24 protein-coding genes are annotated in these 22,024 nt (G+C 44.9%); 17 read left to right on the top strand and 7 right to left on the bottom strand.

Annotated features, from left to right (window positions below; genetic code table 11):
- Window positions 1-118 precede the first annotated feature (118 nt).
- Complete coding sequence (locus UQ64_RS15855) at window positions 119-3,208, top strand: PAS domain-containing hybrid sensor histidine kinase/response regulator (RefSeq protein ID WP_060624414.1); 3,090 nt, start codon at window positions 119-121, stop codon at window positions 3,206-3,208.
- A 70-nt stretch (window positions 3,209-3,278) separates the two neighbouring features.
- Complete coding sequence (locus UQ64_RS15850; protein WP_245238017.1) at window positions 3,279-3,674, top strand: NusG domain II-containing protein; 396 nt, start codon at window positions 3,279-3,281, stop codon at window positions 3,672-3,674.
- Here the strand turns inward: UQ64_RS15850 and UQ64_RS15845 are convergent.
- Genes UQ64_RS15845 through UQ64_RS15835 form a run of 3 tightly spaced genes read right to left on the bottom strand, consistent with a single transcriptional unit; the run spans window position 3,667 to window position 6,596 of the window.
- Window positions 3,667-4,542 (bottom strand): TIGR03943 family putative permease subunit, encoded by an 876-nt coding sequence (locus tag UQ64_RS15845; protein WP_060624412.1) that lies wholly within the window; start codon window positions 4,540-4,542, stop codon window positions 3,667-3,669. The two genes, UQ64_RS15850 and UQ64_RS15845, sit on opposite strands and share 8 nt — an antisense overlap.
- A gap of 48 nt (window positions 4,543-4,590) precedes the next feature.
- On the bottom strand, window positions 4,591-5,592 hold the full coding sequence (locus tag UQ64_RS15840) for a permease (RefSeq protein ID WP_425339598.1): 1,002 nt from the start codon (window positions 5,590-5,592) through the stop codon (window positions 4,591-4,593).
- Complete coding sequence (locus tag UQ64_RS15835; RefSeq protein ID WP_060624411.1) at window positions 5,568-6,596, bottom strand: CobW family GTP-binding protein; 1,029 nt, start codon at window positions 6,594-6,596, stop codon at window positions 5,568-5,570. Before UQ64_RS15835 ends, UQ64_RS15840 begins: the two co-directional genes overlap by 25 nt.
- Window positions 6,597-6,796: 200 nt before the next feature.
- On the opposite strand from UQ64_RS15835, the gene rpmG reads away from it, so the two are divergent.
- The 5 genes from rpmG (at window position 6,797) to UQ64_RS15810 (ending at window position 10,231) form a co-directional block, all read left to right on the top strand.
- Window positions 6,797-6,946, top strand: a complete 150-nt coding sequence (gene rpmG / locus UQ64_RS15830) for a 50S ribosomal protein L33 (RefSeq protein WP_060624410.1) — start codon at window positions 6,797-6,799, stop codon at window positions 6,944-6,946.
- 50 nt (window positions 6,947-6,996) lie between these two features.
- Window positions 6,997-8,208, top strand: a complete 1,212-nt coding sequence (locus UQ64_RS15825) for a GTP-binding protein (protein ID WP_060624409.1) — start codon at window positions 6,997-6,999, stop codon at window positions 8,206-8,208.
- A 166-nt stretch (window positions 8,209-8,374) separates the two neighbouring features.
- Window positions 8,375-8,800 (top strand): DUF6157 family protein, encoded by a 426-nt coding sequence (locus UQ64_RS15820; protein WP_060624408.1) that lies wholly within the window; start codon window positions 8,375-8,377, stop codon window positions 8,798-8,800.
- A gap of 15 nt (window positions 8,801-8,815) precedes the next feature.
- On the top strand, window positions 8,816-9,565 hold the full coding sequence (locus UQ64_RS15815) for a GNAT family N-acetyltransferase (protein WP_060624407.1): 750 nt from the start codon (window positions 8,816-8,818) through the stop codon (window positions 9,563-9,565).
- A gap of 21 nt (window positions 9,566-9,586) precedes the next feature.
- Window positions 9,587-10,231: a class I SAM-dependent methyltransferase gene (locus UQ64_RS15810; protein WP_060624406.1), complete on the top strand. Its 645-nt coding sequence runs from the start codon at window positions 9,587-9,589 to the stop codon at window positions 10,229-10,231.
- On the opposite strand, the gene UQ64_RS15805 is transcribed toward UQ64_RS15810, so the two are convergent.
- The gene (locus tag UQ64_RS15805) at window positions 10,205-11,008 is read right to left on the bottom strand and encodes an MBL fold metallo-hydrolase (protein ID WP_060624405.1); all 804 of its coding nucleotides are present in this window, start codon (window positions 11,006-11,008) and stop codon (window positions 10,205-10,207) included. The genes UQ64_RS15810 and UQ64_RS15805 overlap by 27 nt on opposite strands.
- A gap of 145 nt (window positions 11,009-11,153) precedes the next feature.
- Window positions 11,154-11,738: a helix-turn-helix domain-containing protein gene (locus tag UQ64_RS15800; RefSeq protein ID WP_042186785.1), complete on the bottom strand. Its 585-nt coding sequence runs from the start codon at window positions 11,736-11,738 to the stop codon at window positions 11,154-11,156.
- Between the two features lie 164 nt (window positions 11,739-11,902).
- Between UQ64_RS15800 and UQ64_RS15795 the strand changes: the two genes are divergently transcribed.
- The 9 genes from UQ64_RS15795 (at window position 11,903) to UQ64_RS15755 (ending at window position 17,765) form a co-directional block, all read left to right on the top strand.
- Entirely contained in the window at window positions 11,903-12,190 is a 288-nt protein-coding gene (locus UQ64_RS15795) for a Dabb family protein (RefSeq protein ID WP_060624404.1), read from the top strand.
- A gap of 210 nt (window positions 12,191-12,400) precedes the next feature.
- Window positions 12,401-12,841, top strand: coding sequence for a DUF86 domain-containing protein (locus UQ64_RS15790; RefSeq protein ID WP_060624403.1), 441 nt, complete (start codon window positions 12,401-12,403; stop codon window positions 12,839-12,841).
- Between the two features lie 59 nt (window positions 12,842-12,900).
- Window positions 12,901-13,566, top strand: a complete 666-nt coding sequence (locus UQ64_RS15785; protein WP_060624402.1) for a helix-turn-helix transcriptional regulator — start codon at window positions 12,901-12,903, stop codon at window positions 13,564-13,566.
- 100 nt (window positions 13,567-13,666) lie between these two features.
- Window positions 13,667-14,119: a YtxH domain-containing protein gene (locus tag UQ64_RS15780; RefSeq protein WP_060624401.1), complete on the top strand. Its 453-nt coding sequence runs from the start codon at window positions 13,667-13,669 to the stop codon at window positions 14,117-14,119.
- 253 nt (window positions 14,120-14,372) lie between these two features.
- Window positions 14,373-15,179, top strand: a complete 807-nt coding sequence (gene racE / locus UQ64_RS15775; protein WP_060624758.1) for a glutamate racemase — start codon at window positions 14,373-14,375, stop codon at window positions 15,177-15,179.
- Window positions 15,180-15,485: 306 nt separating this feature from the next.
- The gene (locus UQ64_RS15770; RefSeq protein ID WP_060624400.1) at window positions 15,486-16,694 is read left to right on the top strand and encodes a M14 family metallopeptidase; all 1,209 of its coding nucleotides are present in this window, start codon (window positions 15,486-15,488) and stop codon (window positions 16,692-16,694) included.
- Between the two features lie 110 nt (window positions 16,695-16,804).
- On the top strand, window positions 16,805-17,056 hold the full coding sequence (locus UQ64_RS15765; protein WP_060624399.1) for a hypothetical protein: 252 nt from the start codon (window positions 16,805-16,807) through the stop codon (window positions 17,054-17,056).
- 125 nt (window positions 17,057-17,181) lie between these two features.
- On the top strand, window positions 17,182-17,484 hold the full coding sequence (locus tag UQ64_RS15760; RefSeq protein WP_042126263.1) for a HesB/IscA family protein: 303 nt from the start codon (window positions 17,182-17,184) through the stop codon (window positions 17,482-17,484).
- Between the two features lie 41 nt (window positions 17,485-17,525).
- Window positions 17,526-17,765 (top strand): YuzB family protein, encoded by a 240-nt coding sequence (locus UQ64_RS15755; RefSeq protein ID WP_042126265.1) that lies wholly within the window; start codon window positions 17,526-17,528, stop codon window positions 17,763-17,765.
- A gap of 87 nt (window positions 17,766-17,852) precedes the next feature.
- On the opposite strand, the gene UQ64_RS15750 is transcribed toward UQ64_RS15755, so the two are convergent.
- Window positions 17,853-19,871, bottom strand: coding sequence for an LTA synthase family protein (locus UQ64_RS15750; RefSeq protein ID WP_060624398.1), 2,019 nt, complete (start codon window positions 19,869-19,871; stop codon window positions 17,853-17,855).
- Window positions 19,872-19,973: 102 nt separating this feature from the next.
- On the bottom strand, window positions 19,974-21,113 hold the full coding sequence (locus UQ64_RS15745; protein WP_042126269.1) for a THUMP domain-containing class I SAM-dependent RNA methyltransferase: 1,140 nt from the start codon (window positions 21,111-21,113) through the stop codon (window positions 19,974-19,976).
- A gap of 279 nt (window positions 21,114-21,392) precedes the next feature.
- Between UQ64_RS15745 and UQ64_RS15740 the strand changes: the two genes are divergently transcribed.
- On the top strand, window positions 21,393-22,022 hold the full coding sequence (locus UQ64_RS15740) for an O-methyltransferase (protein WP_060624397.1): 630 nt from the start codon (window positions 21,393-21,395) through the stop codon (window positions 22,020-22,022).
- The last annotated feature ends 2 nt before the right edge of the window (window positions 22,023-22,024 follow it).

The raw sequence follows: 22,024 nt of genomic DNA, 5'->3' as shown, positions 1-22,024 counted from the left end.
TACCAACCTATCATTTAGGACTCAGCTATCAAGCTTAATTCCCGAAAAAAAGGTATACTGGAATAGATTACGAGATTGTAATAAATTTGTCCCCATCTCAAAAGAGGAGGCTGCACAGGTGTCTGAATTTCTTTTTAAGCAACTATACTTACGGTCTTCTAAAGGGGTTGCTGTAGTCTCTCCCAAGGAAGGAACCTTGATTCAATCCAATCCCGCGCTTTGCCATATGTTTGGTTATTCTGAAGAAGAGCTCTTGAATATGCACTATTTAGATCTTATTTACCCAGACGATAAGACGAATGATGATCATTACGTTATCTTGAATAATCTCTTGACAGATCCTGGGACCGCTATTGAGTTAGAAAGACGGTTCTTATGTAAGGATGGCGGGATGATCTGGGTAGCACAACATATATTTCTGATTCTTCAGGAGAATTCTAGTGAACCTCTTGTCTTGATCTCAGAACTAACGGATATTACAGACCGGAAGCTTGCTGAGGATAAGATTCAGGAAGACCAACATTTATATAATTTGATCACACAAAATACGCCGGATATGCTCTCTTTTGGCGAACCGGACGGTACACTGCACTACGTTTCTCCTTCAGTGGAGTTGTTACTGGGATATCCTCCCGATGAAATGATAGGCACGAAAAGACCTGAGTATTATCACGTAGATGACGCCATAGAGATGACCGAACACGGAAAGCTCTATTCAGATACGGAAGTATATACACGAAGAGCCCGGCATAAGGACGGACATTATTTGTGGATCGAGAGCAGTTCACAGGTGGTACGTGATGAGCAAGGGCAAATCAAGCAGATATTAACCATCGGCCGTGATATTACGCAGCGTAAGAAATATGAGGATATGCTGGCGAAAGCCCAATATCTTGCACAAATGGGATCTTGGGAATGGGATGCGAATAAAAAGCGGTTGACGGTTTCGAGAGAGATGCGTAACATTTTCGGTTTTTCACTGGACGACAACAGTCATTCCTATTTTGATTACAAACGTGTTCTTTCCTGTATTGATCCAGATGATTTCACAAGACTTGAAAAGCTAGTTCGTCAATCTATTGCGAATGGGACGAATGGCGAAGCTATGGTTCGAATTAAGAGTGCGGATGGGATATTGAAATTTCTGGATGCGCACTGGGAAGTGCTTAAAGATGAAGAAGGAAGAGTACTACAGATCAGCGGAATAGCCCAGAATGTGACCGAACGTTATCGAATGGAGGAACAGCTGCGTGACAGTGAGCAGAATTACCGTCTCCTTTCGGAAAATTCAATGGATTTCATTTCACGAAATACAGCGGACGGACATCTCACCTATTTGTATGCATCACCTATTTGCCAGACTATGTTCGGCTATACGCCGGAAGAAATGTACGAAACGAGAGGTATAGATTACATACATCCTGAGGACAAGGAGAAGGTGGTGTCCTATCTTAGCAGTTGTATGGAAGGGAAGAAGCTTGAGCCTGTGACCTTTCGGTTTCTATGCAAAGATGGAACTTACATTTGGACGGAGACAACACTTCGATACATCTACTCGGAGACCTTTGGAGGGCTGGAGCTGGTGTGCGTAACCCGGGACATTGCGGAACGGGCGCGGCATTTTGAAGAAATAGAGAAGTTAAGTAACGAGCATGCTTTAATATTGAATTCGGTATCTGAAGGTATATTTGGTATGAACCTTGAAGGGGATACGATGTTCATCAATCCAGCGGCCATTACTATGCTAGGATACGATCCAACGGAATGGTTGAACAGCAAATTCCATGCGATTCATCAGACTTGGCTGGATAATGAGCCATTCTTGGGCATTCAGAAGACGCTGATTCCCTCGCACTTAAATAATCGTTCTTTCGAAGAGAAGGAGGGTGTGTTTTGGAGGCAAGATGGTTCCAGCTTTTTGGTCAGATATCGCATGACTCCTCTTTTTGATGGAGAAGAGCGGATCGGGGCTGTAGTGGTTTTCCGAGATATCACAGAAGAGAAGGAGATTGTGCGAGCTAAGGAGTCTGCTGAGGAAGCGGATCGGGCTAAATCGGAGTTTCTAGCGATCATGAGTCATGAGCTGCGTACGCCTATGAACGGCATTATAGGAATGGCAGACTTGCTCTCAGGTACAGAGCTGAATGAAGAACAGAGCTACTACACGCAAATCATTAACAGTAGTGGAGAAGCATTGCTTCATATTTTGAATGAAGTCCTGGATTTCAGCAAAATTGAAGCAGGCATGATGACCCTTGAACTGCAAATGGTGGATTTGCGTGAAGTGATTCAGAACGTTAGTGAGCTATTCTATCCGAAGGTCAAAGAGAAAGGGTTGTTATTGACTATCGATATTGCACCTGATCTTCCATTTGTCATTGTGACGGATGAGGCGAGATTGCGCCAAATTCTTGTGAACTTAGTCGGGAATGCGGTGAAATTTACAGAGACAGGTGAAATCAGTATTTCTGCCAGCCTGGAAGCATCACAAAAGTCAGGAAATATTATCGTTAAATTTATAGTTAAAGATACAGGTCTGGGGATCCCGGTTGCCAGCCAAGGGTTATTGTTCCAGTCGTTTTCGCAATTGCATCCTTCCATCAATCGTAAATATGGCGGAACAGGACTTGGACTGGCCATTAGCAAAAAGCTGGTGGAGCTGCTCGGAGGAACGATTGGTGTGAGGAGTTGTGAGGAACATGGCTCAGAGTTCTTTTTCACAGTGGAGGTCTCTTTGCCGAAAGAGGAATGGAATCAGAAGGTTACACTTCACCCTTCAGTGGATGCAGACAAAAGCAATAAACCTAACGCCAAAGCATCTGATAAGGGAGAATATGGACCGATGTCCATTCTCATCGCTGAAGATCATCCTGTGAATCAGCAACTGATGCAGGCTTATCTGAAGAAGAGGGGATACGTCCCTGACATTGCATCTAATGGCGAGGAAGCGGTTCGAGCTGTGCTGTCCAAGGATTATGATCTTGTATTTATGGATGTTCAGATGCCTATTATGGACGGGATTGAAGCAACGGGAATCATACGTGAGAAGCTGGGGTTGTATCCTATTATTATTGCGGCCACTGCCTTTGCCAGAAATGAAGATAGAGAGATGTGTCTGAGTGCAGGAATGCAGGATTTCATTTCCAAGCCTATCTCGATAAAGGAGCTCGACAGGGTATTAAAAGATGGGTCTACTCGGATTCGTTAAGGATGAGGAGTATCATTGACGTAATTATTACGAATATGTTGTCGATGAAAGGGTCCATACCTTGTTAAAGATGAAGCGTGGCGATTTTGTAATTATTTTTTTAGCTCTATTCGCAGCCGGTTTGATTTACGGAATTAAGTGGTGGGACACCCACAATGAACAGTATCAACAAGGAGATTTGAAAGCTATAATAACGGTCGATGGTAAGGAATACAAGACCGTTTCTTTGACTAAAGAAGAGCAAATTATAGATATTCAAACGAAGTTTGGTCACAATACCTTAAAGGTATTTGATTACGGGATCCAAATGACGTATTCTGACGCTCCTTTACGAATCGCTTTGGAAATGGGGTTTATTTCTAGGCCAAAGCAGCAAATCATCTGTATACCGGCCCGTATAATGGTTGAAGTATTTAACCCTAACCGATCTGTGAATGATGAAGATGAGCTGGACGCAATTATTTAGTAGGGTTGGCCGTAATCTGCAAAGCTTTCCATGCAGTTATGGAGTCAGCACTCGTGTATATGTATGGTGTTGTTGGTTGCGCGATAGGTGTAATTGCTTCTGCGCGTATTTGCATCATTTCTTGGCCTTTGTATTGCACAACTTGAAGCTTGCCCCGGACCTCTATCCAGGTATCGGTGGGCAAGCTTTTTAGTTTGCCGGAATCAACCAACATCCCAAACGGAGTAGCATCGGCGGTGCAGCACTGAACCAGAAATCTGCCAATGGCAAAAGCACTCTCTGGCATTTCGCTGTCATCGCGATATAAAAAACCGGAAACGGAAATTTCTTTGCCTTCAAATTGCTGTTTATACAAGTCAATAGCACCTAGCGTTTCAGAGAAAATAGCAGAATACACAGGGATAGTAGGCTGCGCATATAGAATCTTAGCTAGCTCGGTGAGCTCCTCATGATAAGGATCAATCGATTCGAATCTAACAGCGTTGTTAGTTTCTGATGGTAATGAGGAGAACGAAATCCCTTTTTTGCTAGCGGCCATACTTCCCAAGGCACGATCAGGAAGTGCAAATCCAAGCAGCAGTGGAAACAGGAATAATCCATAGAGCGCTGTGCTTTTAAATATGGAATGTGGAAGCCGATGCTCGCAGTCACATAGCACGCTTCCCTTACCAAATAAGGCTTGAATGGCCAAGCTGAGCGCCATAAGTGTCAGAGGAATCGGACATAACTGAACCCAGCGTGCTAGCTTGGGCGCTACATAATAATGCAAAGCGTCCTGCTGCACTAGATGCCCGATATAGAGAGCGAAGGCGAGCAGAATGACCGCCCTTAACAAATAGTGAAATCGGATGCTTCGAGAGTCATTCATGCTCTTCCTCCTAACAATGCGGTAAGCAGCTGCTTGCCACCTCTATGTTTACAGCCATATGGACATGAGGACCGCTCCGATAAATACGCTCGAAAAGATAAGAAAGAACAAATAAAGCGCAAATTTGGTCTTAAACAGTGAGAGTAACATCAATGAATTTTTGAAATCCAGCATCGGCCCAAATACCATAAAAGCGAGCAGTGCTCCTGCCGGAAAAGAATGTACAAAGGTGGAGGCTACAAAGGCATCTGAGGTGGAACAGAGCGAAAGCACAAATGCCAGTCCCATCATGAAAAAATAAGACCCGAGCGGCTTATCTCCGATCGCAGCCAGACTGTCCTGAACCATAAACGTCTGAATACCAGCGGTCAAAAGGCAGCCGATGATTAAGTATTTTCCCATCTCAAAAAACTCATCCGAGGTATGCACGAAGACAGCGGCTAACTTTCCTCCGCGAGAATTATTATGATGAGTGTTATCGGTTTCGCGCTGAACGCTTAGGCGTATCGGGGACTTTTTTACTGTTGCGTAGATAATTAAGCCTATGATACAGGCGACTGCAAAAGCTAGACCCATCCGGGCATAGGCCAGTTCCGAGTGGTTGCGAAATGCCGTAAGTGTTGCTCCATAGACGACTGGATTTAGGATCGGTCCGGATAAAATAAACACGATCGCCACGTAGACAGGCATCCCCTTATGGATTAGTCGGCGGACGAGAGGGATCATTCCGCATTCACATACCGGAAAAATAATTCCGAGCAGGCAAGCGAATAAAATGGCCGGAAGCGCCTGCCGTGGAATCCAACGGGAGATCATTTCATCCGGGATAAAGACGCGAAGCAGCGAAGATAATAAAGCTCCTGCTAACACAAACGGCAAGGCTTCCAGCAAAATCCCGATAAAGCCGATTTTGAACGTGTCAATGTACGCGTTATCTAGTAGCTCTGGCACCCATATAAAACCAACGATAATCAGGAATGAGATCGGTAGAAGCAGCGGCAGTATTTTTAATGGGGATAGGGTAGTCAAGGTGCGAATAAGGCGTTCCACCGATCTGCCAGCAGTTCCTCATCTAAATTTATCCCTATGAATACCACATAAGGCATTCCGGGGTAACGTGACGCCTCCCAGCTCGTACGCATTCCCGCATATTGGACGAGTTGAACCGGTTCCTGTTCGGACAAAAGGATATGCCCTTTGGCACGGAGCAGGTTGTCACCCCATTCTTGGAAGAAAGCCTCTATCCGTTCTTTAGAAGGCATTGTAGTCCCTGCTTGCGGGATGGTTAACGTGATGGCGGTCACTTGGGAAAAAGAAGCATGGGGCTCCTCTTGCCGTTCTTTTACAGCTGTAGCTCCCTGTTCTGAATTCATTTGCTTAAGTGTTGCGCCTTTAAAGGTTTGAGGTGCTCGTTGTGGCGCAGGGGCGATGATTTTACGTGGGATGATTCCTGATAATATCGGAGAAAGGTTGATCTCGCTGTAATGGGTATATACGATTTCAGCCTCTGAATTTTGCTTTCGAACTCCCTTTTCAATTCGCCATAAGGTTTCGGGTTCCACAAGATCGCTCTTATTAACGACAATGAGATCAGCGGTGGACAACTGCTTGCGAAGGGTACGAACCAGTTGTTTGTCAGAGGAGAGTCTGCTGTTATATTCCAAGGCGTTTTCTGCATCCAATAAGGTAATCGTAAAATGCAATTCGACCCTTTCCTGTAGAGCGGTTTCTTGTAGTGTTTTGGCAATTTCTTCTGGATTCGCGACGCCAGTAAGCTCGATATAAATAGCATCAGGGCGCCCTCTCAGCAGTACCAGCAGGCTATCTGCCAGATCCTCTTTACGGCTACAGCATACGCATCCATCCAGCAGCTTAGTGACGGTTGTACCCGTGTGCTCTTGCAGAATATACCCGTCTACATCTCTCTTACCCAGCTCATTCATGACTACGCCAGGGTTCAGACCTCTTACCTTGCTCTCTTTCAGCAGGGACAACAGCAGAGTTGTCTTCCCGCTCCCCAGAAACCCGCTCAAAATAATTACTGGTATCTTCATTGATCTCGACTCCTGCCTGATTCTCTTGGAATTACAAGAATCATATTTTTATATTTCCATCTATACGTGATTTGTCCGCAAGAAAGACCACAAAATTAAGAGAGTTGGAATTTTTACAAGATCATAGTTGACAGATTGTGAATAAAACGTGTACGATATGTTAATCGTAATTATTACGATTTAAAAAAGGAGATGAAACGATGAGAGTAATCATTACTTTGGCATGTACGGAGACTGGAGATCGCAACTATACCACTACCAAGAATAAGCGAAATCATCCGGGTCGTATGGAAATGAAGAAATATTGTCCACGTCTGAAAAAAGTTACATTACATCGCGAAACACGGTAAGAACCGTAGTATTAAAATTTTGAGCTTTAACAAATATAGGAGTGTGGTTTATGAAAAAGATTCCCGTTACCGTACTAAGTGGATACTTAGGATCCGGAAAAACAACGCTGTTGAATCATGTCTTACACAATCGTGACGGGCTCAAAGTAGCCGTTATTGTAAATGACATGAGTGAAGTGAATGTAGACGCCAATCTGGTGAAGTCTGGTAATGTACTTTCCAGAACGGAAGAGAAATTAGTTGAAATGTCCAATGGTTGTATCTGTTGTACGCTTCGTGATGATTTGATTGTCGAAGTGCAAAAGCTGGCTGTAGAAGGGCGGTTTGATTACATCCTGATCGAATCCTCTGGCATTAGCGAGCCTGTGCCGGTGGCACAGACCTTTACTTATGCGAACCCCGAGCTGGGTATCGATCTAACTTCTCTTGCTCTATTAGACACGATGGTTACCGTTGTGGATGCGGGCCGATTCTGGCATGACTTCTCTTCTGGCGATAGTCTGATGGATCGTAGTCAAACGGCTGGCGAAGATGATTTTCGCGATATAGTGGATTTGCTCATAGATCAGATTGAAACTTGTGATGTGTTGCTGCTTAACAAATGTGATCTGCTGGAAGAAGAAGAGCTCAACAAGCTTGAAGCTGTGCTTCGTAAACTTCAGCCGACCGCCAAGTTGATCCGTACGGTTAACGGAGTGGTAGATCCGAAGGAGATTCTTAATACTGGATTGTTTGATTTTGAAAAAACAAGCTTGTCCTCCGGTTGGATCACTGAGCTGAATAAGGAGTCGCATACGCCTGAGACGGAGGAATACGGGATATCTTCTTTCGTCTATCGCCGGAGAACACCCTTCCATCCACAAAGATTAAGCTTTTTCTTCAGCAATTGGCCGGAAGAGGTTGTAAGAGCAAAAGGGGTGGTTTGGGTGGCCGCGGAGGGCGATCTTGCAGCTACCATCAGTCAGGCTGGACCTTCAATTCAGTTCGGACCTGCCGGTTACTGGCTAGCTACAATGCCTGAAGATCAGCAGCTCGAAGTACTGGAAAGCGAACCTGAAATGAAGGCCAAATGGGATAATCAATGGGGCGATCGAATGAATGAAATCGTGTTTATCGGTGTAAGTATGGATCGAGGACAAATCGAAGCCAGATTGGATAGATGTTTGTTGACGATAGATGAGTTGAAACAGGATTGGACAACGTTTAATAATCCGCTTCCGTGGCCAGTTGAGGAACTCCTTGCGGCAGCGGGTGAGGAATAGAAAATCTGTATGAAATAGCAGGTAAAAATCCGGAATCCAGGAGATTGAGATTCCGGATTTTTGCCGTGCAATTATAGTGGAATTCATAAAATTCGGCTATGCTTATAATAGGACTATGAATTATCATAGAAGGAATATATTTCAATTAAAAATAGAGGTGATGTACATGAGTTATACAAACACTTTCGTCCGGGTAGCAGAAGATTGTCCTGAGGAAACGGGAATCCCCCCGATGTCTTGCCGTACACTCCCTCCTGCTCATGTAATTCAATATGAGCTGCTTATGAATGGGCCTTACAAATACAATCATGAAGAACTTCTGTACGAGGTTCATGTACGTCATAAACAAATTCCGCTAGAAGATCGTGTGACCAAGAGGGAAGAAATATGGAACGAACTATTTTCCAGAAACCATCCATGCTTACGAGCATCTCTACTTCCGAAGCGTTTCGGCTGGGGTGTTCATTACAATACTGAGGGGAAAATAGCCATTTATGGCAAGGAGTCTCCCGAATACGACTATTTTACTTCGCGTGCTGATGAAGCAGTGAAGCTGCTGCCAGCGATGCGTAATCAGCGGGAACGTGGCTAATAAGGAGGAGATAACTTGTATAAATCGATTGAAGAAATCACACTTAATACTTGGCCAGCAGAGCAAAGTGTTCTCCTGAATGGCTGGGTTCTGCGCACAGCAGCTGGTTATACGAAAAGGGCTAATTCGGTCAATCCGTTATATGGTACTGAAAGCTCTCATGCTGATCTTACAGACCAAATTAAGCTTGCTGAGCAGTATTATAAGGATGCTGGACTAAAGCCAGTATTTAAAATGACGCCATATATTCAGCCTGCGAACCTGGACGAGGTTCTTGCAGATCGTGGATACACAATCGTCGAGCCATCATCTGTAAGGATACTAGACCTGGAGGGATTAGCTGCTTCTGAACTTCGATTTCAGGTACAGATTCAGGAGAACTTGACGGAAGAGTGGCTAAATGCCTTCACTGAGCTTGCTGAGCTGTCTGTTGCGAATCGGAGCACATTAACTAGAATGTTATCCGCTTCTCTTTTGCAGCAGGGTTATATTCTTTTGTTTAATGACGGTGTTCCTACCGCTTGTGGTCTGGGCATTATTCAGAACGGATACATAGGTCTCTTTGATATTATCACTGCTACCGATCAGCGTAGACATGGTATGGCGAAACAATTACTGCTTGCATTGCTACACTGGGGCAAGACGCAGGGAGCAACAACCGCTTTTTTGCAGGTTGTACAAGCGAATGCTGGTGCTTCGGCTTTGTATGACAAGCTCGGATTTAAGGAGATATATCAATATTGGTATAGAGTGGTGGGCAATTAAAGCGAAGTGAGGCGATGACGAATGTCCAATTACTGGAACCGGCGGTTCGCTCAGGAAGGAATGATCTGGGGAACTGATCCAAGCCCTACGGCTTTGGAGGCAAAGGGTATCTTTCGTAAGCATAATGTGAAGTCTGTACTGGTGCCAGGAGCAGGTTATGGACGGAATACGAAGATGTTCTCCAGTGAATTTGAGACCATTGGTATTGAATTAAGCGGAGCCGCACTTGCGATTGCGGCGGAGTGGGACCCCGCATGCTTTTTTATTTCCGGTTCCGTGTTAGACTGCAATCTCGAGACAAAGGTCGATGCTATCTACTGCTATGACTTGTTACATCTATTTCTTATTGAGGATCGTCGTAGGTTGCTAACAAATTGTCTGGAACAGCTCCATTCCGGAGGTCTGCTTTATTTTACTTCTTTTTCCGATGAGGATCCGAATTACGGCTGTGGAGCATGTTTGGAACCTGCGACCTATGAATATAAAGCAGGAAAGTATGCTCATTTTTTTAGTGAAGCTGATTTAAAACAGCATTTTGAGCACACGGAAATTATAAAGACGGGTACCCATATGGAGACACTTAGAGATCCTCAGGGAGCTGCCCGTCAATACGTCCTAAGGTCTATATTAGCAAGGAAATCAAACGAACTTTCCTTGACCCGGTAGCGCCATTTCTTTGAAGTTTTTGCATAAATGAGCAAGCTGAGCAGACAACTTTTCGCCTTCCATAGGTACCCCATGTCCAGAGAGAACGATATGAGGATCTAGCAGTGCGAGAGTGCGGACCGACTTTTCCGCGTCTTCCCAGTCCGTCGTGAAATAAGAGGGTGGGCCGTGCACAACCTGATGCTGAGTAGCCACTGCGAATACGGACTCTTGTTTGACTGTAAGAAAGGTGTCACCAGCAATCAGAACCTTATCCTCTGGTCTGAATAGAGAAATATGACCGGGACTATGACCGGGAGTATGGATCCATTTCCAGCCTTTTGCACCAGGGACGGTTCTGTCTTCTGGCAACGGATGTATGGCTGATCCAAGGTCGATACCATGATGTGAAAATAATGAGGACACCATACTCATCAGCCCGCCGCCTACGGCCGGATCCGCTGGAGGATAATCCGCTTTACCTGTTAGATAAGGAAGTTCTAGTGGATGAGCATACACGGGTACATTCCATTCCTCAATAAGCTTTTTTACGCCCCCGATATGGTCAAAATGCCCATGAGTCAGGATAATTGCCACCGGAGGTTTCTCATACTTCTCCTTAGCAAACTCTATAATTCTGTTTGTGTAAGAGCTAAGTCCCGTATCTACAATGATCCAGTCCGAATTGGGCTGGCCGATGAATGCGCAATTTACGAACATGGTTCGTAGTCCGATGACACCGGGGGCCACATCCCAAGTGTCGGTGTAGCCTTCAGATAGTATTCCATCAAGTCTCATCTTACGCCTCCTGTTCCGTTCTTAAGTTCTGAACAATGTTCCTACACAATAGTATGACCCTTTTTCAAGAAAAAAATATGGCAAAAAACCCTTCTCCTTATTAAGGAAGAAGGGCTTACATTGAACTTATTGAGATAGGATCACATTAGAGCGTTCCGCAGTCTGCAAATAGAATATGGCGTGGAATCCGGAAGAAGGCTTCGGCTTTTTCCTGCAGAGCAGGGGTTGGTAGATGGCTGCTGTGCAACCATTTTCGAAATGTTCCGGGATGAACGCCTATCCAAATACTTACATCGGTTACGGAAAAATCGTAAACCATACAGAGGCCGGTCAGAATCACGTTGCTGCGTGGTGAACTGGTAATACTTCTCTTCATAAATCGTGAAGGGGTTGGTTGACATACAATTGGACTCTGACGAATTAGTGCTTCATTGAACAAAATGTGGGGCGGGTACCCGAGTAGGCGGCAGGTCTTGTCAATGTTATTGTTGGAAGGGATACGACCTTCGTATACCCAGGCGCTTACGCTGCGAGAGGATATACCAAGATCTTCTGCGAGTCGTGAAAGTTTGATATCCTTAGCCATCAATACAGCAAGTAACACACGGTTTCTAATCTGGCTACGCTTTGGACGGCGAAATCTTTTTACACGAACGCCTTGTCCAAGATATTTGCGGTTGATCAGAGACCACGCCTGGATATTATGAGTTTCTTGTTGGTTACTAGGCATAATTCCTCCGATTTTTTAAAAATATACTACAACACTTTCCTGTACATCGGCAATGGTTAATGCTGCTATTTCTGTCATCACTTCTTAAGTTTCTTTCAGAACGCTTAAGCTTATGATATATTTTTAATATCTAATTACAATATTACAACAGGGAGCGAGATAGAATGATCAAGCATATTGTGTTTTTTAAATTGAAGGACCGGTCCGAAGAGAGCATTGCGGCAACGGTAGCCGTACTGCGAAATATGGAAGGTAAAATCCCGCAGCTCCTTTCGATTGAAGTGGGTGCTGATATCATTCATTCTGATCGATCCTTTGATATTGCTCTAGTTACGGTGGTAGCTTCTCTAGATGATTTACAGGCTTATCAGGTTCATCCGGCGCACAAGGAAGTTATAGCTCATATTAATGAAGTTAAAGAACTTTCAATTGCTGTGGATTACGTAATTTAAGCGATCTACTGATTAAATAGCATCATCATTTTATACCGGAAGCGGTGACAGAAATGCGTGAGCTCGAGTATCCGATGGAAGCGTTAACTTATTTGGTCGTTTTTCTTGCGGCATGTTTCATTATGTTCTTCTGGCTGAAACGCCGTGGCAAACGCGGTAAGTAGGGATAATGCAGATTTCTCTAACTATTTTCGACATGGGGGTATTACTGTGTATTATGTCAACCGCAAACAAATCGAAACCATTCTTGCTCAAATCCCAGATATAACCACGGGTCTTCGGACTGTGGCTGCTTCATGGGATGGCAATACTTTAACCGGACTAATACAGGAACGCTGCCTTCATCTGGCGATAGAGGTGGTTACGGACGTTGGTAGTTGTCTGATTGACGGTTTTATTATGCGTGATGCTGGAAGTTATGAGGATATCATTTCTATCATACATGAAGAAAAAGTGCTAGGTAAAAGTGAGATCTACGAGCGATTGATAGAGCTTGTCGCACTTCGTAAGCCGCTCGTGCAGGATTATTTTGCCTGGGAAAGAGAAGCACTACACCCGCTCACACCAGTCCTTTCAGAGGTGCTAGAGCAGTTTGCTGTTGAAGTAGGGAATTATTTGGATCAGGAACTTGGGTCCGGTGTAACGCTATAATAGCATAAGATAGAATCATATAAAATAGGCGATAGCCGTGAAAGAGAGGGGGTTCCTTTATGATGAAGATGGGGCAGGAAAACGGATCGACAAGGCATTTGATTATGACGCTCCTGAAGACGAAAGGACCACTGACCATCGGCGCGCTGGCAGAAGAGTTGGGAATTACAGAGATGGGTGTTCGTCGTCATGTTCTTCAGCTGGAGCAGGAGGGACTTGCCAAGACAAAAGTGGTTCGGCAAGCGATGGGGCGGCCTTTACATATGTATTCTTTAACGGAGAAGTCCGAAGAGTATTTTCCAAAAAGCTATCATAATTTGGCTTTGGAGCTTCTGCGTGAATTGGATTATGGCAGTGGATTGGAAGCTGTTAATATATTATTTGAGGGACGCCGTCGCCGGATGCTCACCCAGTATGCACCGATGATGGAACGCCGGAATTTGGAAGAACGAGTAGCTGAGTTATCGTCGATCCAAAACGCTGGTGGATATATGGCGGAGTGGAACCGTGAAGAGGATGGTTCGTATGTCATAAGAGAATACAACTGCCCGATTCGCCAGGTGGCTACTCAGTATCGTAAAGCTTGTCAATGCGAGCATAGCCTATTTGAGGAATTGCTTGATGCTAAGGTTACGCGAAGTGAATGTATGGCGGAAGGCGGACAATGCTGCCGATACGCTATAGCACCCAAAAATGTAACAGACAAAACTTCTGAAAAGTCGTAATAATTAGTCACAAGACAAACTCCTGCTGCTTATGATATAGCAGATATAGGCATTAGCCCGGTAGAGCGGGGAGCAATGAATCCAAAGGAGAGATGAAACGATGAAAAAGGACACTAAAGGGTTGTTATGGGGAGCATTAGTCGGAAGTGTGGTTGGATCGGTGACAGCACTTCTGTTCGCGCCTAAGCCAGGTAAAGAGCTGCGTAAGGATATTGCCGAAGGTACAGCAGCTGGCATTGAAAAGGTACAGGAAATTGCCGTGCAGGCAGGAGACAAGAGCGTTGAGCTATATGACAAAGCTAAGGATTCTATAGGTCATGTGGTACATGAGGTCCGCGAATGGAGCAAATCATGTGCAAATACTGTAGAAGAAGATACTGCTACTGTAGCTGTAAGTGGAATTGCTGCTGAAGAAACTATTCAAGAAGCTGCGGCCACTTTGGAAGAGGTAACGGAGTTAGAGGTATCGCCTGTAAGTGATGAAGTTAGCAGTGAAGAAGCTAGTCTTGAAGAAGTTCAGCCAGATGATAAGGGCAATAACGAAATCGCATAATGAAACAGTGGATGGAGTGTTTAGTTTTACGGTCAAAAAGTACTTATTCTTTTTAATAAAGCCGCTTTTTCGCATTGGGCGGAAGGTGGCTTTTTTATTTCATTCTTACGGACCTGTAAAATGATGGTAAAAGTCTTAGCTTGAACTAAGAGTATAAAAGGAGTATTATCTGCAATTGGGGCTGAAAGTCAGGTACATTTTGTTTTCGGCTTACATAAGCTACACAAAACAAGTAGAAGGAAGCGGTGTGTTCGTGCAGCAAGCTATTGCAATATTAGACTCAGGTGTGGGAGGGCTAACAGTTGTCAAGGAAGTGATGAGGCAACTCCCGCGGGAGAAGATCATTTATTTCGGAGATACGGCCCGAGCTCCGTACGGACCCCGTTCGACCGAGGAAGTAACACTGTTTACAGAACAAATTGTTGATTATTTGATCCAGTTTAATCCTAAAATGATTGTTATCGCTTGTAATACCGCTACAGCTGCGGCACTCGATTATATCTCGGCTAAGGTCTCTATCCCTGTCATTGGGGTGATTCATCCCGGAGCCCGTGCTGCAATTAGCGCGACCAAAAGCGGACATGTCGGCGTGATCGGTACAATAGGAACCATCGGCAGTGGAGCTTATACTAACGCTCTGAAGCAGCTGTCTCCTTTTGTTGAGGTTGTAAGTCAAGCCTGCCCAGCGCTTGTCCCACTCGTTGAGCAAGGCATGTTCCGCTCAGAGAAAAGTTATGAAATTGTAGAGCAGGCATTGGAAGGCATTAAAGATAATAACATCGATACTTTAATTTTAGGATGCACTCATTATCCATTTCTTGTTGAGCCTATTGGAGAGACCATGGGACCGGGAGTCAAACTGATCAGTTCCGCAGATGAGACAGCTCGTGAGATCAGCACGATTTTATATGATAAAGGCAAGCTGTCCATCGGGGACGAAAGTCCAATTCATCAGTTCTTCTGCAGTGGTGATGCTGAAATGTTTCAGCGAATTGCACGAGACTGGCTCGGAGAACAAATTAATCGTACCCCAGTAGTATGGCAAGTATCCACGTTATAAACAGAGCAATGTTGAATTGAATAGGGACAAACTCCACGGAGTATAAGAAAAAATAGGCTGGGAAGCACATTTCCCAGTCTATTTTCTTGAAATATAATAATTATTTTGCTGTGCAACTATAAATATTCCTTATATTTCTACGAGAAACACTTGCCATCTATTAAGTGTGACAACGTTGTTCCTTCTTGTGATTCATTTCTCCTTCATGCAGGGTAGTGGCACTTGCATACAATAGAGTTAAGTGCTGTTTGCTGCTATTTTTGTATCTGCCGTATCAGCAATTAAAGGCCGAGAGGATGAGACCTAATGCGACAATATATTGCAAGCAGGGGAGATACCGTAAGCCGAATTGCCGCCCTGCATGGATTAACCCCTGAGCATGTTATTCAAGGTAATCCATGGGTTGGGAGACAGTCTTATTTATATCCGGGACAGGTTTTATTTCTGCCGTCCTCGCCACGTAAAAGGTATGCGGTGCAAGAAGGGGACGATCTTGAACACATAACCTCATTATTCAATGTGAGTTTAGATGATTTGGAGAAGCTTAATCCAGGTGTGACCTCCGGGCGCTATTGTACACCGGGAAAAGTGCTCGTCATTCCACCTCCGATTCCGGAGCGAGTAGTATTCTTGCGTGGAGAGTATGGCCCGGTTGATGTTGAGAACGATATCAGAAGTCTGATAGCACAATATCCTTTTATACAAGCACATCCAATTGGCAGCAGTGTGCTTGGCAAGCCAATTCATGTGCTTAAAATAGGCAATGGAACCCGTCATCTGCATGTTAACGCGGCTCTACATGCTAATGAATGGTTGACCTCGCCATGCCTGATGTCGTTCATAGAAGAGTATGCAGCAGCTTATGCTAAAGGTTTGGCATGGAATGGTCATCGTCCAGAAGAATGGTACAATAACTGGACCCTATGGGCTGTACCCATGGCTAACCCTGACGGCGTGGAGTTAGTACAGGAAGGTGTTTTGCCAGGCCACCCTTATTATGCGGACCTTATGAAATGGAACGGGGGACGGCGAAGTTTCCGGCATTGGAAGGCTAATATACGCGGTGTGGATCTCGGGGATCAATTCCCTGCTCATTGGGAAGAGGAACGGGAACGCCGTGGTGTAATGCTGCCCTCTCCGCGTGATTACAGTGGTCCTGAGGCGCTTAGTGAGCCTGAAGCAGCTGCTCTGGCCGCCCTGGCTGAGGAAGCGCCTGGCGAAGCTGCAGTGTCTCTGCATAGCCAAGGAGGAGAGATTTATTGGAATTATCGAGGGTATGAGCCTCCCGAGAGCCGTGAATTAGCCGTGCAGCTGGCTGCTGCGAGCAGTTACCGGGCAGTTGAGCTGACTGGAAGTGATGCTGGATATAAGGATTGGTTCATTCAGACCTTTCGCAAGCCTGGATTTACAGTGGAGCTGGGGATCGGTAAAAATCCGTTGCCACTGACAGATTTTGAAGATATGGCACTAGAAACGGGTCTGATTTTGGGAACGATACTATCCAATGTGAAATAATTATGAAACAATTACAGTAAACTTGCGTAACATAAACCATAGGGTATGGCCGCTGTCGTCACTACACGTTATCCGCGGCTGTATCCTTTTTACTTGGGAGGAGGGCCACTATGAAACTGAAAAAACTGCTGTCACTGAAACAATGGTCTACTATCTTCAGTAGTTCCTGGCGATATGTAATCTCCCCTAAAGTCGCAATAGGGGACAAGCTGTTATTCACAATTCCAGTGCTGCTCTATTGGGTATTGCCGGATTTCATGCCTTTTTTGCCGGTCGATGATATTGGAGTGACGATGCTCCTTATGGGCTGGTTCGTGTCACGGATGGGACGGAAATACCCGGCACTTCAGGTCGGGAAATGAGGCAGTAAAGAGTGGTTTGCCTCGGATTGTGTGTCTAATTCGCTAATTTAGTTGCTTTTAGATGTCATTTACCTTTAAAATAGGTAATTGAGTATTTAATTTAAGTACTAGGAGATGGATGATAGATGAAGGTCAAAATTACCCGCAATGCGGCTAAAGTGATAAAGAAACAAATGGAACTTGAAGGAAACAGCGAGTTGAAGCTTCGCGTAGCGATTACGCATGCTCACGGTGATCATGCTCACTACGGACTGGATTTGGACACGCCTAATGAGAATGATGTTGTAGTCTCGACAGATAAAGAAATCGATGTTATTCTTGATCCGAATCAACCGCTCCTTGATGGTGTGGTCGTTGATTATTTGTATCTTCCTGAAGAAGGTTTTGTCATTACTAATCCGTCTAAAGGTAATCACGGCGATCACTAAACATTTCGCCTTAAATTTCGGACATAAAGAAGGGTTGCTCCATGGCTAACGATATACAAGTGTGCGATGAATGTAATTTCATGAAATTGAAGAGTATTATACCCAAACTGCAAAAGATGGCGCCTGATGCAGAGATCAAGGTCGGCTGTAAGTCGTACTGCGGTCCGTGCGGCAAACGGGCCTTTGTTTATGTTAATGGTCGTTATGTGAGTGCTCCAACAGAGGAAGAAGTGTTGAAGAAGGTAGAAGCTTTTATCAAACAACCGGCCGTTCAGAAATAATGCAGAGGTCTTATCCATCAACTTAAAAAGTCCTAAACCCGTGTTGATAACGGAGTTTAGGGCTTTTTTGTTTATAGATCGGAATTTTTATGGTGTAGATTCTTCTTTTCGGAGCATTTTAATACCATCGTATTTCATGATATCGTCCGAGATTTGCAGTCGTTGCTTGCTTGTCTCGAACCCGGTGCTGCACCCCGCAACGTCAATGGCTTCGCGGCTGCCCTGGCTATAACAGGTGCCACTGTCGAATTGTCCATTTTCACTTGGGAGATAGGATCTCTTTGCATCGGCAAAGGCACCAGTTCGCAGTGTCACAAGTCGCTCTTTACCGCTGAACAGGTTATTACCCATAAGATAATAAGGATCACGAGAGATCCCCAGCAGATGGAGTAAGGAAGGTGTGAGATCCATTTGACCAGCCGGATTAGCATCAACGATCGAGACGTTAGTGCCCGGTAGATGAATAAGTAATGGAACTTGGTGCATGATTTGATGCATGTCGAGCTTACTTAGGCTTTTGCCAAGAAATTGTTCGTAATAAGAGGTCTCTTGGATGGAGTTATCATGATCCCCATAAAAGGCAAGAATCGTATTATCCCACAACCCACGCTGTTTCATATCACTCACTAATTCCCCTAAAGCTTCATCCGTATAGTGAACAGCCTGCAAATAATCTCCGAAGATGGTGCCCTTAAACTCGCCGGTTTCAAGCCCTTGCTTGTCCGCAGGGAGAGAATAAGGATGATGACTAGATAGTGTAGTCAAAAAAGAGTAAAAAGGCTTCTGTATCGATTCTTTAGAATCCATAATGTTTAGTGACTGCCGCAGGAACGATTTATCTCCCAAAGACCAGCCTAGGGGTTCGTCGATCTTGAAGTCTTTTTTACTATAAAAATGATCATACCCCATCGCCTTATACATGATCTGCCGATTCCAGAAGCTTCCCTCATACGCATGGAAAGCATTGGTGCTGTAGCCCTTTGACTTTAAAATGGCAGGTAGCGTGTCAAATTGATGATCCGGGTAACGTACAAATACTGAGCCTGAGACCAGCGGATACAGCGAACCATTCGAGGCGAAATCGGCATCGGAGGTTCGTCCTTGTGAGGTCTGATGATAGTAATCACTGAAGTAGGTGTTCTCTTTGATTAGAGCGTTCAAATTAGGTGTGACCTCTTGTCCATTGATTGAACGTCCTACTACAAAATTCATAAAAGCTTCGGCCTGAATAACAACGATATTACTTCCGCTGTATTTCCCGAAGCTGTCGTTAAGAGCACTTTGCTCAGCATTCTGTTCATTGAACCAGAGCTTCATGGAGCTGGCTTCCTTTTGTGAAAGCTCAGGCTGCAGGCCTGAATGATCTTTGGCATACAAGTAAATATCATAACCGTGAAATCCAATGAGTCCTGTAACGTTATACATTGCCAAGCTCCACCAGTTACCAGTGAATAAACCTTTGGCCCACGTAGTGGCGTAAGAGTGGATAGGACCAAAAGTCAGAATGGACCCTAACACCAATGCTACGACACCGTTAGCGCTCCGTTTCAGCACTCTCATTAAGCGTGAAGAGGGACGGAAATGACTTGTACGAGCATAATAGGAAGGCTGCCTATTGTTATTGGTATCGGTGTTCCAGCGGAATAGCACTATGCATAAGGCGTAAACCATAAACAGAAGCCAATCCGCGAACAAGTAGAGATCAGAAGGACGGAGCAGTGCAAAGATACTCCCGCCAAGTGCATCCATCTGTCCGGCTTGAAACAGAACAGGAACGGTGATGAAATCCTGAAAGTAGCGGTAGTAAACAATATCAGAATAAATAAGTAGTGTCAGAAGCACGTTTATGATTGACAGGGCTATGGTTTGTCCACGTCGGGGGAGCCATAGCACCCAAAATGACAACAGCATAACTGAACCGAGAGCAATCAGCTTGTCGAGACGGTTCATATCAATATTAGGGGCATGCAGCCCGCTGTGAAGAAACATTAGCTTTGCGAACATAATGCCAAGAAAAAGGATATAACCGATATAACGGGAGCGGACAATAGTGATTATTGTATCTGTTAAGGACGAACTGCTCCTAGTAAATGGATCTCGTGACACATTAAAGCCTCCTAGCGCAGAAGTTGAATATGTAAGAAGAAACGGACACCGTCCTCTATCGAGGTAGATGTCCGTTTATGTTTGGCGTAATTGAATTCCAAATCATTTTGGATTTCTAGGTGGAAGTGGACCCAGGTATTGATAATATTGACACTCAATACGTCCGTTATACAGCTTGCGACGCTTGTCCGCTTTACGGCCGTAATATTGTTCGAATTCCTTATAAGGACTAATCGCAAAGAATGACCAAGTCGGTAGATATAACATCATTTCACCAAATTGGCGAGTCAGCTTCTCAACCTCTTTGTCATTACTGATCCGTTCACCATATGGCGGGTTGGTGATGATACAACCATATTCACCTTGGGGTCTTGCTTTGGCGGCAGCCATCACGGTGAAGGTTATTTCTCCGGATAGGCCGGCGCTTTTAGCAGCGGCTTCAGCAATTTCTATGGCAGCAGGATCGATATCAGTGCCAGTTAGCTGCAACGGATAATCGTCTCGCACGGCATCGAAAGCTTCTTCGCGAGCTTCTTCCCACAGATACTTAGGAATGACTGGCCAATGTTCCGAAGGGAAGGAGCGGCGTAGTCCCGGTGCGATGTTCCAAGCGATCATAGCAGCTTCGATCAACAGTGTTCCCGAACCACAACACGGATCATAAAGCGGTCGGTGGCCATTCCAGCGGCTAAGCTGGATTAGCGCAGCAGCCATCGTTTCCTTCAGTGGCGCTTCCGTTGCTTGTCTGCGGTATCCACGTTTGTGAAGAGCAGGTCCAGTGGTGTCTAGTGTAATGAGCGCAATATCATTTAGCAAAATCACTTCGATTACATAACGAGGTCCGTTCTCTGGAAACCAGTCCGTATGGTAGGAGAGCTTCAGCTTTTCGACAATAGCTTTTTTGACAATCCCTTGGCAAGCGGGTACACTCGTTAGTTGTGATTTATGGGACCGTCCTTCCACCGGAAATTCTCCATTCTCTGGTATCCAGTCTTCCCAGGGAAGGGCTTTAACACCTTCAAATAATTCATCAAAGGTTTTAGCCGGGAATTGGCCCATTTTCACTAATACGCGGTCGGATGTACGCAGCCATAAATTACAGCGACAGATGTCGATATAATCACCACTGAACAATACACGACCGTTCTCGACCGTGGTCTCATAACCCAGTTCGTTTAATTCGCGCGCTACTACAGCTTCTAATCCCATAGGGGCAGTAGCGATTAATTGTAATTTGCTCAAATACTCTCAACTCCGTTTAACTTGTAGATAAATACAAAAAGCCAGTACAATAAGAAGAAACGACATTGTCGTCCTTTAAAGACGATAAGCGTTTCTCGTAAAAATATAAGACATAAACAATAGCGTGAAGCTATGGTTTCTTATATTTTAAGAAAAGCATCCATACAAGTATAGGGGAATGCGGGACACTTCACAATGCCCGGCATTCCATAAACCATAAAATCTTCCCCGTCATCCCTTCATTCGAGAAAACGGGGGATCATCAAAGGAGAATTTTTAATGCTTACACAAGAAGAATACAGTGAACAACTTTATACCGAGGACGAAATCCTGCTTCAGGTAAAAGAAGCAATCGTCCAAGCAGGTATGCCGGAGGTGTCTGTCGAGCCGGGGTACGGAAGACTGCTCACTATGCTTGTAAGACTGTCCCGCTCCACGTGTGTTTTGGAGATTGGCGCACTTGGCGGCTATAGCGGGATTTGCTTATCTCGCGGTTTCGCTGCGGGTGGTCAGCTAACCTCACTGGAGCTAAGGGCCGATTATGCCGAGCTTGCTCGCCGCAATTTAGAACTGGCCGGATTCGGGGACTCCACGGAGTACAGAATCGGTCCTGCTATGGACAGTTTGAAGGCATTGGAAGCAGAAGGCGCTAAGTTCGACTTCTTTTTCATTGACGCAGATAAGATGAATTACCCTAATTACTTGGAATATGCCATCAAGCTGGCTAACCCAGGAGCGATTATTGCTGGTGATAATATTTTCCTCCGCGGACGAACGCTAAATACAGATCGAAATGGACCTGCCATTCTGGCTGTACGGCATTTCAATGAAATGATCGCCACCGATGAACGTCTGATCAGCACTTGTCTGCCAGCTTATGATGGACTGGCGTTGGCAATGGTGAAATAGCA

Origin of the sequence: Paenibacillus etheri (assembly GCF_001012825.1) — a bacterium.
GTDB lineage: Bacteria > Bacillota > Bacilli > Paenibacillales > Paenibacillaceae > Paenibacillus_AQ > Paenibacillus_AQ etheri.
This window is presented reverse-complemented; position numbering and strand designations above follow the sequence as displayed.